The 12479-nt window shown below is 63.3% G+C and carries 13 protein-coding genes; 6 read left to right on the forward strand and 7 right to left on the reverse strand.

The window, feature by feature from the left end; translation table 11 throughout:
• Nucleotides 1-104: 104 nt before the first annotated feature.
• From FJ953_RS21090 to FJ953_RS21105, 4 genes are all read left to right on the forward strand, one after another.
• On the forward strand, nucleotides 105-878 hold the full coding sequence (locus FJ953_RS21090; RefSeq protein WP_140624989.1) for an amino acid ABC transporter substrate-binding protein: 774 nt from the start codon (nucleotides 105-107) through the stop codon (nucleotides 876-878).
• 105 nt (nucleotides 879-983) lie between these two features.
• On the forward strand, nucleotides 984-1664 hold the full coding sequence (locus FJ953_RS21095) for an ABC transporter permease subunit (protein WP_140624990.1): 681 nt from the start codon (nucleotides 984-986) through the stop codon (nucleotides 1662-1664).
• Complete coding sequence (locus tag FJ953_RS21100; RefSeq protein WP_140566896.1) at nucleotides 1661-2452, forward strand: amino acid ABC transporter ATP-binding protein; 792 nt, start codon at nucleotides 1661-1663, stop codon at nucleotides 2450-2452. Before FJ953_RS21095 ends, FJ953_RS21100 begins: the two co-directional genes overlap by 4 nt.
• Nucleotides 2453-2564: 112 nt before the next feature.
• On the forward strand, nucleotides 2565-3473 hold the full coding sequence (locus tag FJ953_RS21105; protein WP_140624991.1) for a patatin-like phospholipase family protein: 909 nt from the start codon (nucleotides 2565-2567) through the stop codon (nucleotides 3471-3473).
• 102 nt (nucleotides 3474-3575) lie between these two features.
• Here FJ953_RS21105 and FJ953_RS21110 read toward each other — a convergent pair whose 3' ends face one another.
• From FJ953_RS21110 to FJ953_RS21140, 7 genes are all read right to left on the reverse strand, one after another.
• Nucleotides 3576-4157: a CarD family transcriptional regulator gene (locus FJ953_RS21110; RefSeq protein ID WP_006327799.1), complete on the reverse strand. Its 582-nt coding sequence runs from the start codon at nucleotides 4155-4157 to the stop codon at nucleotides 3576-3578.
• A 367-nt stretch (nucleotides 4158-4524) separates the two neighbouring features.
• Nucleotides 4525-4863 (reverse strand): ferredoxin FdxA, encoded by a 339-nt coding sequence (fdxA, locus tag FJ953_RS21115; protein ID WP_140493333.1) that lies wholly within the window; start codon nucleotides 4861-4863, stop codon nucleotides 4525-4527.
• Between the two features lie 204 nt (nucleotides 4864-5067).
• A complete protein-coding gene (locus FJ953_RS21120) occupies nucleotides 5068-5451 on the reverse strand; it encodes an RNA-binding S4 domain-containing protein (RefSeq protein WP_140517614.1) in 384 nt (127 codons plus the stop codon).
• A 26-nt stretch (nucleotides 5452-5477) separates the two neighbouring features.
• A complete protein-coding gene (locus FJ953_RS21125) occupies nucleotides 5478-8810 on the reverse strand; it encodes a helicase-related protein (protein ID WP_140624992.1) in 3333 nt (1110 codons plus the stop codon).
• A 357-nt stretch (nucleotides 8811-9167) separates the two neighbouring features.
• A complete protein-coding gene (locus FJ953_RS21130; protein WP_140624993.1) occupies nucleotides 9168-9443 on the reverse strand; it encodes a hypothetical protein in 276 nt (91 codons plus the stop codon).
• Nucleotides 9444-9527: 84 nt separating this feature from the next.
• The gene (gene phbB / locus FJ953_RS21135) at nucleotides 9528-10253 is read right to left on the reverse strand and encodes an acetoacetyl-CoA reductase (protein WP_140493339.1); all 726 of its coding nucleotides are present in this window, start codon (nucleotides 10251-10253) and stop codon (nucleotides 9528-9530) included.
• A 119-nt stretch (nucleotides 10254-10372) separates the two neighbouring features.
• Entirely contained in the window at nucleotides 10373-11557 is a 1185-nt protein-coding gene (locus FJ953_RS21140) for an acetyl-CoA C-acetyltransferase (protein ID WP_140624994.1), read from the reverse strand.
• Here FJ953_RS21140 and FJ953_RS21145 point away from each other — a divergent pair.
• Together FJ953_RS21145 and phaR are read left to right on the forward strand one after the other, a co-directional pair.
• Nucleotides 11538-11735 (forward strand): hypothetical protein, encoded by a 198-nt coding sequence (locus tag FJ953_RS21145; RefSeq protein ID WP_140493345.1) that lies wholly within the window; start codon nucleotides 11538-11540, stop codon nucleotides 11733-11735. The genes FJ953_RS21140 and FJ953_RS21145 overlap by 20 nt on opposite strands.
• 117 nt (nucleotides 11736-11852) lie before the next feature.
• Nucleotides 11853-12461 carry a polyhydroxyalkanoate synthesis repressor PhaR gene (phaR, locus tag FJ953_RS21150; RefSeq protein WP_140493348.1) on the forward strand — a complete coding sequence of 203 codons (609 nt, stop codon included), beginning with the start codon at nucleotides 11853-11855 and terminating at the stop codon, nucleotides 12459-12461.
• Nucleotides 12462-12479 lie beyond the last annotated feature (18 nt).

Raw genomic sequence — 12479 nt, forward strand, 5'->3', positions numbered from 1 at the left:
GGATGTTTTTGAAATCTCATTCCTTATTTTTTCAACTCACATCTGTCAATTTCCAGCGCTCACACACCATGCCGGATATCAGGCCAGGACGGGATCACAGAAAAATGAAATGGCTCAAGTCGCTCATCGTCGCCGGAACTTTGCAGGTTCTGGCTGTTACCGCAGGCTATGCCGGCGCCAATCTCGACCAGATCAAGCAGGCCGGCGTCATCAAGGTCGGCACGGAGGGCACCTACGCACCCTTTACCTATCATGATGCCGGCGGAGCGCTGGTCGGCTTCGATGTCGAAATCGCCAAGGCGATCGGCGAAAAGCTCGGCGTGAAGGTAGAGTTCCTCGAGGGCAAATGGGACGGGCTGATCGCGGGCCTCGATGCCAACCGCTATGACGCGGTCATCAACGAAGTCGGCATCACCGACGCCCGCAAGGCGAAATACGATTTCTCCGACCCCTACATCGCCTCCAAGGCAGTGCTGATCGTGCGCGGCGACAACACCGATATCAAGAGCTTCGCCGATCTCAAAGGCAAGAAGTCGGCGCAGTCGCTGACTTCGAATTTCGGCAAGCTTGCCGAGGCCAACGGCGCCGAACTGGTCGGCACCGACGGGTTCGACCAGTCGATCCAGCTGCTTCTGACCGGCCGCGCCGACGCAACCATCAATGACAGCCTGTCCTTCCTCGATTTCAAGAAGCACAAGCCGGATGCCAATGTGAAGATCGCGGCCCAGGAAGAGAACGCCGACTATTCCGGCGTCATCGTTCGCAAGGGCGATCCGGAACTGGTTGCCGCGATCAACAAGGCGCTGGCCGACATCAAGGCGGACGGCACCTATCAGAAGATCGCAGACAAGTATTTCGGACAGGACGTTTCGAAGTAATTTACGGCCGGGCCGTTGGCCCGCGCGACATCGCCCGGCGGCGGACCGTTTTGACGGCCCGCCGCCTTTCGCGTGATATACGGCAGTCGCAAGAAGGAGCCTTTCGTGCCGCACTGGCTGCAACTCATGCTGGAATCGCTGCCTTCGCTGCTATGGGCGGCGTTGGTCTTCACCGTACCGTTGACGCTTCTGTCCTTTGTACTCGGCTTGAGCGTCGGTCTCGGAACCGCGCTGATCCGGCTCTTCGGGCCAATGCCCCTGGTCGCGGTGGCGCGCTTCTACGTCTGGATATTCCGCGGCACGCCGCTCCTGGTGCAGCTGTTCCTGATCTTCTACGGCCTGCCCTCGGTAGGCATCCTGCTTGACGCGTTCCCCGCGGCGTTGATCGGCTTCACGCTCAATATCGGCGCCTATTCGTCGGAAATCATTCGCGCGGCGATAGGCGCGGTGCCAAAGGGGCAATGGGAGGCGGCCTATTCGATCGGCATGACCTGGAGCCAGGCGATGCGCCGCACCATCTTGCCGCAGGCTGGGCGCGTGGCGGTGCCGCCGCTCTCCAACACCTTCATCTCGCTGGTCAAGGACACGTCGCTGGCCGCCGCCATCACCGTGCCGGAAATGTTCCAGGCCGCGCAGCGCATCGTCGCCACCACCTACGAGCCGCTGATCCTCTATGTCGAGGCGGCGATCCTCTATCTGGCGATGAGTTCGGTGCTGTCGGCCTTGCAGACGCGGCTGGAGGCGCGGCTCAATCGCTATGGCGGGTTCCTGGAGGCGCGCTCGTGATCGACCTTGCCAACATCGAAAAGCGCTTCGGCGACAATCTCGTGCTGAAGGGCGTGACGGTTGCCATCGCCGAAGGCAGCGTCACCGCGCTGGTCGGTCCTTCGGGTGGTGGCAAAAGCACGCTGCTGCGCTGCATCAACCTGCTTGAGATCCCAACTTCGGGCACAGTGCGTATCGGCGATCAGGCGCTGGAGTTCCATCCGGGAGCGAAGGTGGCGGCCCGGGACATTCAGCGGCTGCGGCTGCAGACCGGCATGGTGTTCCAGAACTTCCAACTGTTCCCGCATCGCACCGCGATCGAGAACGTCATGGAAGGGCTGGTGACGGTGCTGAAGTGGCCCCACGCACGGGCGCGCGAACGGGCGCTCGCGCTGCTGGAAAAGGTCGGCATGGCGCACAAGGTCGATGCCTGGCCGGCAACGCTGTCGGGCGGCCAGCAGCAGCGGGTAGCGATCGCCCGGGCGCTGGCGCCGTCGCCAAAGGTGCTTTTGTGCGACGAGCCGACCTCCGCGCTCGACCCGGAACTGGCGCAGGAAGTCGTCGACGTGCTCGGCCGGCTCGCCAGCGAGGGGACGACGATGGTGATGGCCACGCACGATCTGCGGCTTGCTTCAAAGATCGCTCGCGAGGTGGTGTTCCTCGAGGCCGGCATTGTCGTCGAAAAGGGCCCCGCGGCGGTGCTGTTCGGCAATCCGGAGCGCGAACGGACAAGACGGTTCATCGCGACGCTAAAGCAGGAAATGGCGGAGAAGGAGGGTGGGGGAGAAGGCGGCAATTTCTCGTCCTAGGCCTGCGCTGCGCTTGCTCCCTGCCGGGCATTTATCCTCGTGAGCCGCCGTCAGGCACGGTGTTTCTATTTCGATGGACGGGCGTGTCCATGCGCTGCAATAGTGGGGGCCGATGGTTCGCAACGTTGCTCTTGTTCTCGGTGGTGGCGGGGCCGCCGGAAATGCCTGGCTGATCGGCATCATCGCGGGCCTCGCCGACACTGGTGTCGATCTGACCGAGGCCGCCGATCTGGTGATCGGAACCTCGGCAGGCGCCAATGCGGCAGTGCAGGTGCGCAGCGGCATACCGCCGGGCGAGCTGCTGGCCGCGGTGCTGTCCCCGCTGCCGGTTCAACCGGCCGGACCGAGCCGTCAACCGCCGTTGCCGCCGATGGATAGTGTATTCGAGCGGATGCGTTCCATTTCCGCCGCCGCTACCTCGGCAGCCGATCTGCAACGGGCGATGGGCGCATTCGGATTGGAGAGCGATGCCAAATTCGGACCTGAAGTGGCCAAACAGCGGCGCGCGCTGGTCGCCGCCAGATTGCCTCGCCATGAATGGCCGGAAAGGCCGATGATCTTGGTGGCCGTCGACGCGCTTACCGGTGAACTGGCTGCGTTCGACCGCGATTCCGGCGTCGATCTGGTTGACGCGGCCACCGCGAGCACCGCGCTGCCCGGTGCGGGGCCAACGCACAGCATCAATGGCGTCCGCTACATCTCCGGTGGCGTGCGCTCCGCCGATAATGCCGACCTTGCCTCGGGCTATGCGAACGTGATCGTGCTCTCGCCGTTCAGCGGACGGAGCGGGCCGCTACCGGAAGGCCAGTTCGAGGGCCTGCGCAGACCGCCGGGCGCGGACCTTGCAAGCGAGGTCGAAGCCCTGCGCCAGCAGGGCAGCGAGGTGGTGGTGATCACGCCTGACGTCGATTCCCGCGCCGCAATGGGCACCAACCAGATGGATCTGGCGACCCGCATCCCCGCGGCCCGTGCCGGTTTCGCCCAAGGCAAGAAGGAAGCGACCCGCGTAACGTTCCTGTGACGATTCCACGCCGAGGGGCGTGCACCAACTTTCCAAATATTGCCTGCAACAAAAAACCCGGCGCAAGGCCGGGTTTTTCAAAAACTCACAAGGCGCAAGGCCTCAGGCAGCTTCTTCCTGCTCGGCTTCCTCATTGTCGGCCTTGGCGCCGCGCTTAGGGCCCTTGTTGAGATTGACCTCGATCAAACGCACGGCTTCGGTTTCCGACATGCGGTTGACCGCGGCGATCTCACGGGCCATGCGGTCGAGCGCGGCCTCGTAGAGTTGGCGTTCGGAATAGGACTGCTCCGGCTGGTTGTCGGCGCGGTAGAGGTCGCGAACAACTTCCGAGATCGAGATCAGGTCGCCGGAATTGATCTTGGCATCATATTCCTGCGCGCGACGCGACCACATGGTGCGCTTGACGCGGGCGCGGCCTTGCACGACCTTCAGTGCGCGTTCGACATAATCCTCTTCCGACAGCTTGCGCATGCCGATCGAGGTTGCCTTGGCGACCGGCACCTTGAGGCGCATCTTGTCCTTCTGGAAATCGATGACGAACAGTTCCAGCTTGTGCCCGGCCACTTCCTGCTCGTCGATCGAGACGATCTGGCCGACACCATGCGCCGGATAGACGATGTACTCGCCGGTCTTGAAACCGTGACGTGCAGCGGTGGACTTCTTCTGCGGGGTGATCGTTGCCATTACGCCCTGAACTCCTTGTTGTGGGCCGGCGGCGGTGCCGGCTGAACTCGCGCGATCGGGTTACCGATCATTAGCCGCACAACAGATGAACCCACCGGAAAAGCCGGGACCGGCAAACCGCACGATTGCGATCACCTGGCCCAGATCGCTCTGGTCCGATATGGGATTTTCACCTTTCAGTGATTTGGGGCGTTAGCGCCATAAATCGACGTTGTGTCACCGGCATGTTTCGCTCATGTAACACAAAAAGTCGGAAGAATCAAGGTTTTGCTGCATAAGCGAAGGCCACAGGTTCACGCCGCCTGTCAAGGCGGTTAATAGGCCGTACCTCTTACGCCGCGTCATGCCGGTTGAAACGGCAGCGCTGTCAGTCGCCTTCTCCGGGTTCAGCCGAGAAATATTTCTCGAACTTGCCGGCCTCGCCATCGAAGGCCTTGGCGTCGGCCGGCGGCTCCTTCTTGGCGGTGATATTAGGCCATTTCTCAGCGTATTCGGTGTTTATCTGCAGCCATTTGTCGAGGCCCGACTCAGTATCGGGCTTGATCGCGTCGGCGGGGCATTCCGGTTCGCAGACACCGCAGTCAATGCACTCGTCGGGATGGATGACGAGCATGTTCTCGCCCTCGTAGAAACAGTCGACCGGACAGACCTCGATGCAGTCCATATATTTGCATTTGATGCAATTGTCGGTCACGACATAGGTCATCGATCTGCTCCGGGACGTCCCGTTTTTGTTGGCTTTTTCCGTCAGGTAACGCCTTTGGCGCCCGCTTGCAAGGGCGGCCATTCCGGCCATGTCCGCATTGCCGGAATGGAATTCCAACGGGTCGGCAATGGCGGGCATCGGTCATGTGCTCGGACCGTTGTGTCGGCGGTGTGGAAGAACATACATGCCTCCGTGCACCGGCGGTCAGTCGTCGCCAAGCAAGCGGTCGGTCTCGCGGCGCTCCTTCTTCGTCGGGCGGCCGCTTCCGGCCTCGCGCAGCCCTGGGATCGCGTCGGGAGGCGCCTCGCCCGTCGGTGCGGCAGGCGGCGACATGTCTTCGTAGAGCGTGCGTGCCTCCACGGCGGGGCCGCGCCGGCTTCCCGCATCGAGCACCTTCCAGATGAAGATGCGCCGCTCCAGCGTGATGGTCAGGACGTCGCCAGGCTTGACCAGGTCGGAGGCCTGCGCTGCTTTGTCGCGATTGATGCGCACCCGGCCGGCCACGACCAGTTTGGCGGCCAGCGAGCGCGATTTCACCGCGCGCGAGAAGAACAGCCATTTGTCGATACGCTGGCGGTCGGTGGCCATCGGGGCGCCCATCGGATCCTGTGCGGCTATTTCTTCAGCTGGTCGCGCAAAGCGGCGAGCTTGGCGAAGGGAGAGTCGGGATCGAAGCGCACCGGGCGCTCCTCGCGCGGTTTTGCCTGAAACGAGGGTTTGCCGCCTTGCGGGCCGCCCTTGCCTTCCGGCCTGCTGCCCGGCCGGCCCTCACGGCGGTCAGAACGCTCGCCCTGCGGCTTTCCCTCCCGCCGTTCCCCGCCTTCGCCTTGCGGCCTGGGCTTGAACTTCGAGCGATCGAAACGCGGCTTGCCGGCGCCATCGCGGCGCCCTTCATGGGCGGGCCGGGTGCCGGGCTGGCCGACAGCGGCATCCGCCGGGGCATCGGAGCGCGCCGCCTGGCCGTTGCGCGGCCGGGCGCGGTTCTCGTGGTGACGGTGACGAGGCCGCTGGTCGAAGCGACCCTGCCGCCACAACAGGATCGGCTTAGGCTCTTCGGCTTCCGCGGCGGGCACGCCGGCTTCATCCTGTCCCTGTTGGGGAGCGTCGGCGCTGTCACCCCCCTCGCTTCGCTCCGCGACCTCCCCCGTCGAGGGGGAGGTGAGAGCGTCGGCGCTTTCGGCGGCAGAAGTCTCAGGCACGGCTTCTGCTACAGGCGCAACCTCTTGCGTCGCTTCGGCTGGAACTTCGGGTTGTTCTTCCGCAACAGTTTCGGCCGCTTCCGCAATGGGTTCAGCAGGAATTTCGACGGCGGTCTGGGCAGTCGCAGTTTGCGGATCTTCCGCCGATGTCTCCTCAGGCGTGTCCGTCGCAGCCGCCTCCGCCGCCTTGGCCTGCTCGGCGCGCGCGGCCTCTTCCGCTGCCAGCTTGGCCGCCACGGCTTCCCGGGCGGCATTGTCCTGCGCTTCCAGCCGTGCCTTGACTTCGGCCGCCGGCTTCGGCTCGGCACGGTAGCCAAGACCTTTCAGGATTTCTTCCATGTCATCGGCCGTGGCGCCGAGAATCGACATCATCGGCGGCGTCACCATGAAAGACTGGCCGTCATAGGCGCCATCCGGACGCTGGCCGAGGCCGGGCTTCCAGTTGGTCGCCGGGCGGATCAGGTCGGCCAGCCGTTCCAGAATGTCGATGCGCACGGCGCGGCGGCCGAGATTGCGGTAGCCGGCAAGCTTGTAGAAGGCCTTGTCGAAAGCCGGATCGATGACCACCGAGGTGCGGCCCGATGCCAGCGCATGGACGACGTCGCCGAAGCCGGGCTTGTCCTTGCCGTCGTTTTTCAGCGCCCACAGCAACGTCACCAATCCCGCGGGCGCCGGCTTGATCAGCGCCGGCACGAAGACATGATAGGCGCCGAAGCGCACGCCCAGCCGGCGCAATGCCGCGCGGCCTTCCTGGTCGAGCGACTTCATCTCCTCGGCGATGTCGCGGCGATTGATAAGGCCGAAATTCTCGACCAGCTGGAAGGCGATGCCGCGGCCGATACCCGATATCTGCTCGGCATTCTTCAAATCGACCAGCGGCTTCAGCAGGGATTCGATCTGGAAATTGACGAAGCGCTCGGCGCGCGCGGCGACCTTGTCACGCGCCGGGCCGGTCAGCTGTTCGTCGGCCAAAAGCACCAGACGCGGCTTCAGCGCGTCTTCACCGGCAACCAGAGTGCCGATCGGCGCGCCGATCCAGCGCAGCGTGCCGTCGGAACCGAGCGCGATGTCGCCATTGGCGCAGGCGCCGAAGCGTTCGGCGCGTGCCTCGAACTCCGCTGCCAGCGCCTTCTGGGCGGCCGCGCGCACGGCCTTGGCGTCTTCGCCGCCAGCGCTCTGATCGGCGGTGAAACGGAACCCCTGCAACTCGCCGACATGGTGGCCTTCGACGAGGACGGTTCCGGTTGGGCTTATTTCGGCTTCAGGCATGGTATTTTCTCTAAGGCGCCGCATGAGGACGGAAGTCCTGCGGTCTACGAAGCGTTTCGTCAACCGCTCATGCAGCGCATCCGACAATCTGTCTTCGATTTCGCGCGTCTTTTCCTGCCAGTGTGCCTGATCGGCCAGCCAGCCGGGCCGGTTCGACACGAATGTCCAGGTGCGGATCTGGGCGATGCGATGCGACAGCGTATCGATGTCGCCCTCGGTGGTGTCGGCGCGGCGCACCTGCTCGGCCATGTAATTCTCGTCGACATGGCCATGCCTGGCGAGGTCCATGTAGATCGACGCAATGAGGTCGGCGTGCTGGGCCGGCGCTATCTTGCGGTAGTCGGGGAGCGCGCAGGCCTCCCACAGCAGCGCGACGCGCCTTGCGTCGGTGGCGAGCGCCCTGATGTCCTCGTCACGCGACAGGTGCTCAAGCGCCTGCGCATCGACTGCCGGCAGCGCACGGGTCAGGCCCTCCACCGGGGCATTGGTCTCGATCGAGCGCTTCAGCGCGTCGAGGCTGGCGAAATTGAAACGCGCTGCGCGCCACTGCAGAACCTTCACGGGGTCGAAGTCGTGGCTTTCGATCTTCTTGACCAATTCCTCGTCCAGCGGGTCGACCTGGCCGGTGACGCCAAAGGTGCCGTCGCGCAGGTGCCGGCCGGCGCGCCCGGCGATCTGGCCAAGTTCGGCCGCCGTCAGGTTGCGATACTGATAGCCGTCGAACTTGCGGTTCTGGGCGAAGGCGACATGGTCGAGATCGAGGTTAAGGCCCATGCCGATGGCATCGGTGGCGACGAGATAGTCGACGTCGCCCGACTGAAACAGCGCCACCTGGGCGTTGCGGGTGCGGGGCGAGAGCGCGCCAAGCACGACGGCCGCACCGCCCTGCTGGCGGCGGATCAGTTCGGCGATGGCATAGACCTCGTCGGCGGAGAAGGCGACGATCGCTGTGCGCCGGGGCAAGCGGGTCAGCTTCTTCGAACCGGCATAGGCCAGATGTGACAGCCGCGGTCGTGTCACCACCGAGACGCCTTTCAACAGGCGCTGCAAGATGCTGTGCATGGTGGCGGCGCCGAGCAGCAGCGTCTCCTGGCGGCCGCGCAGATGCAGGATGCGGTCGGTGAAGATGTGGCCGCGCTCGAGGTCCCCGGCAAGCTGCACCTCGTCGATGGCGACGAAGGCGGCATCGGTCTCGCGCGGCATGGCTTCGACGGTACAGACCGAATATCTGGCGCCTGGCGGCTGGATCTTCTCCTCGCCGGTGATGAGCGCCACCTTGTGGGCACCGACCTTTTCGCAGACGCGGGTGTAGACCTCTCGCGCCAAGAGCCTGAGCGGCAGGCCGATGATGCCGCTTTCATGCGCCACCATGCGCTCGATGGCGAGATGGGTCTTGCCTGTGTTGGTCGGCCCAAGCACGGCAGTCACGTCGCGACCCGATAGGATCAGCGGCTCGGTGGGTTTCGGATGGATGTTCATCGGCTCGGAAATAAGGCTTTCTGGCCTCTCATTGTCGGGAGCACGCCTCGGGTGGCGCGTATGACAGGCGACACATAGGGATTTCAGGCGCGAAGCGAAAGCGGAATGTTCCGCTGGCGGTTCGAAGTCACCTCCGTCGAGCTTCGGTTCGGCTGCTGATTAAGGGTTGGAACGAGTCTGGAACGAATCGGCGACGAATCGCTGACTCGCCCGGATTCAGGTTTTGTTCACGGCTAGATGTGGAGTTTTGGCTGATGATCCTTACCACATGCTGAATCACGGAATTGGCCCGTTTCATGCTAGGCGAGAGCCGCCGTTAACTTTCGCTGGCAAAGCCGTGTGGCAGCCCGCCTTGCTTCATCCAAGCTTATGAAATTGTTGAACTTTCTTAATAGAAATAACAGTTTGATAGGCGATTGCAACTGCTCTCGTTAACATTGCGGCCAAACATGGAACGAAAGGGCGACGAATCGGCGATGTCGGGATTTTCCCTGTTTGTTCACGACAAGATGTAGTGTTACGCACAGGTTTTCCACCGACAATGCACAGCTTATCCAGGCAGTTTTGCACAATACCCGCTGCCGCGATTAACCTTTGCGTGCCGGATTGGAACAGCAGGCCGACAGCCGTCATCGGACGGCGTCACGGAAATCCGAAGCGGATGGCGAACGAGCCCTCCTTCAATCGGCACCGGGAAGCCGGCAGCCCGGCGAGACCTCAGGCGAAGTACTGGCCGCCATTGGCGGTGATGGTCGATCCCGTGATGAAGCCGGCGTCCTCGGAGGCGAGGAAGACGACGCAGCGCGCGATCTCCTCCGGCTCGCCGAGGCGCCCGACCGGGATTAGCGGGATGATGCGTTCGTTGAGCACCTTCTCATCGATCGCCCGGACCATTTCGGTGGCGATATAGCCTGGGCAGATGATGTTGACGGTGATGCCCGCGCGGGCTCCTTCCTGGGCCAGAGCCTTCGAGAAACCGATGTCGCCGGCCTTGGCCGCGGAGTAGTTGACCTGGCCGGCCTGGCCCTTCTGGCCATTGATGGAGGAGATGGTGATGACGCGGCCGAACTTGCGGTCGCGCATGCCGCTCCACAGCGGATGCGTCATGTTGAAAACGCCGGAGAGATTGGTGTCGATGACCTCCTTCCACTGCTCACGCGTCAGCTTGTGGAACATGGCGTCGCGCGTGATGCCGGCATTGTTGACCAGCACCGCGACCGGGCCCAGATCGGCCTCGACCTGCTTGATGCCGGCGGCGCAGGCGTCGTAGTCGGCGACCGACCATTTGTAGGTCTTGATGCCGGTTGTGGCCGTGAACTTGCTCGCCGCCTCATCATTGCCGGCGTAGTTGGCGGCAACCGAATAGCCGGCTTCCTTCAGCGCCATCGATATTGCCGCGCCGATGCCGCGCGATCCGCCCGTGACGATTGCAACCTTGGTCATGCGCTCCCTCCCTTTGGTTGGGAGAGTGAACAGGGAGTAGCGAATGACGAGTAGGGATCAGATATCCCATTGCGCCGACGCCGTTCTTCCCTATTCGCTACTCCCCATTCACTTCTCTTTTAGAGCGCTTCGACGCACATGGCGACGCCCATGCCGCCGCCGATGCACAGGGTGGAGAGACCCTTCTTGGCACCTCTTCGGCGCATCTCGTGGACCAGCGTGTTGAAAATGCGCGCGCCAGAGGCGCCGATCGGATGACCGATGGCGATGGCGCCACCATTGACGTTGACGATCGAGGGATCCCAGCCCATGTCCTTGTTGACCGCGCAGGCCTGCGCGGCGAAAGCCTCGTTGGCCTCGATCAGGTCGAGATCGCCGACCGACCAGCCGGCCTTTTCCAGCGCTTTTCGCGAGGCGGGAATCGGACCGGTGCCCATGATCGCCGGGTCAACGCCCGCGGTCGCCCAGGAGACGATGCGCGCCAGCGGGGTGATGCCCCGCCTGGCAGCTTCCGCTTCGCTCATCAAAAGCGCGCCGGCGGCGCCGTCGTTGATGCCGGAGGCATTGGCGGCGGTCACAGTGCCGTCCTTGTCGAAGGCCGGCTTCAGTTTGGTCATGGCATCCAGCGTCGCGCCATGGCGGATGTATTCGTCCTGGTCGACAATTGTATCGCCCTTCTTGCCCTTGATGGTGAAGGCGACGATCTCGTCCTTGAACCGGCCGGCCTTCTGCGCGGCCTCGGCCTTGTTCTGCGAGGCCAGCGCGAACTGGTCCTGGTCCTCGCGGGTGATCTGGAACTGGCGGGCGACGTTCTCGGCCGTGTTGCCCATGTGATAGCCATTAAAGGCATCCCACAGTCCATCCTTGATCATGGTGTCGATCATCTTGTAGTCGCCCATCTTGACGCCAGCGCGCAGATGCTGGGCGTGCGGCGACATCGACATCGATTCCTGGCCGCCGGCGACAACCACCTTGGCATCGCCGGTGGCGATCTGCTGCATGCCGAGCGCGATGGCGCGCAGGCCCGAGCCGCACACCTGGTTGAGGCCCCAGGCGGTGGTCTCCCTGGGCAGCCCGGCGAGGATCGAAGCCTGGCGGGCAGGGTTCTGCCCTTGGGCCGCGGTCAGCACCTGGCCAAGAATGACCTCGTCGACCTCGGCCGCCTCGACGGCGGCGCGCGACAACAATTCCCTTACGACGACGGCGCCAAGCTCGTGAGCCGGGGTGGCGGCGAAAGCGCCGTTGAAGGAACCGACCGGTGTGCGCGCCGCGCTGGCGACGACGATGGCATTGGAAGCGGGCATTCTGTTCTCCAAACTTCAAGCTGATGTTCTGTCATTGAAGACTTTTCTTGCCCTTTCCCAACCCCGAGTCAAACCGGAAATCGGCAGGGCACCCATGCGTCGCAAGCAAGCTGCGCATGGCCGCGACATCAAGCTGTCCGCTGCTGCGCAGCATATTTCACCGGCCATGCAGCGATAATTAATCCCGCACTGCACAAACTGCTTGGAATTGTGACGCTTTTGCGCATATCCTTTGAACGGGCGCAATCGTTACCGGCGGCTTACTCAGGCGCGCCGGTGTCCGGGGAGGATGCAGATGGCTGCGAAAGACGATCCGATCGTCATCAAGAAATATGCCAATCGCCGGCTCTACAACACCGGCACCAGCACCTATGTGACGCTTGAGGACCTGGCCGAAATGGTCAAGAAGGGCGAAGAGTTCACGGTGCAGGACGCCAAGACCGGCGACGACATCACGCATCCGGTTCTGACCCAGATCATCTTCGAATTGGAGAACAAGGACGGGCAGAACATGCTGCCGATCCCGTTCCTGCGCCAGTTGATCGCCTTCTACGGCGACCAGATGCAGATGATCGTGCCGAGCTTCCTCGAACAGTCGATGATCGCCTTCTCCAAGGAACAGGAGCGCTTCCGCGAGCAGATGAAGGGCGCCATCGGCAAGTCACCACTCGACATGATGAAGATGGCCACGCCGATCAAGGCGCTGGAGGAGCAGACGCGCCGCAACATGGAAATGTTCCAGAATGCCATGCGGCTGTTCACGCCTTTCCCGCCGGCAGGCTCGGCACCTGCGGCGGCCCCCGCCGAACCGGCCAGGAAGGAAACGCCGGAAAAACCCGACGATCTGCAGCAGTTGAAGGACCAGATCGCGGCCATGCAGCGCAAGCTCGACACCATGTCGTGAGCGCGCAGCGCTTTTCTT

The organism is Mesorhizobium sp. B2-3-6, from assembly GCF_006442305.1.
Taxonomy (GTDB): Bacteria; Pseudomonadota; Alphaproteobacteria; order Rhizobiales; family Rhizobiaceae; genus Mesorhizobium.

Excerpts from the sequence above, each read along its gene's own strand:
- FJ953_RS21120 (WP_140517614.1), bottom strand. The coding sequence starts at position 5,451 with ATGGCCACCGACCGCCAGCGTATCGACAAATGGCTGTTCTTCTCGCGC.
- FJ953_RS21140 (WP_140624994.1), bottom strand. The coding sequence starts at position 11,557 with ATGCCCGCTTCCAATGCCATCGTCGTCGCCAGCGCGGCGCGCACACCG.
- phaR (WP_140493348.1), top strand. The coding sequence starts at position 11,853 with ATGGCTGCGAAAGACGATCCGATCGTCATCAAGAAATATGCCAATCGC.
- FJ953_RS21105 (WP_140624991.1), top strand. The coding sequence starts at position 2,565 with ATGGTTCGCAACGTTGCTCTTGTTCTCGGTGGTGGCGGGGCCGCCGGA.
- phbB (WP_140493339.1), bottom strand. The coding sequence starts at position 10,253 with ATGACCAAGGTTGCAATCGTCACGGGCGGATCGCGCGGCATCGGCGCG.
- fdxA (WP_140493333.1), bottom strand. The coding sequence starts at position 4,863 with ATGACCTATGTCGTGACCGACAATTGCATCAAATGCAAATATATGGAC.
- FJ953_RS21110 (WP_006327799.1), bottom strand. The coding sequence starts at position 4,157 with ATGGCAACGATCACCCCGCAGAAGAAGTCCACCGCTGCACGTCACGGT.
- FJ953_RS21145 (WP_140493345.1), top strand. The coding sequence starts at position 11,538 with ATGGCATTGGAAGCGGGCATTCTGTTCTCCAAACTTCAAGCTGATGTT.
- FJ953_RS21090 (WP_140624989.1), top strand. The coding sequence starts at position 105 with ATGAAATGGCTCAAGTCGCTCATCGTCGCCGGAACTTTGCAGGTTCTG.
- FJ953_RS21125 (WP_140624992.1), bottom strand. The coding sequence starts at position 8,810 with ATGAACATCCATCCGAAACCCACCGAGCCGCTGATCCTATCGGGTCGC.
- FJ953_RS21130 (WP_140624993.1), bottom strand. The coding sequence starts at position 9,443 with ATGACGGCTGTCGGCCTGCTGTTCCAATCCGGCACGCAAAGGTTAATC.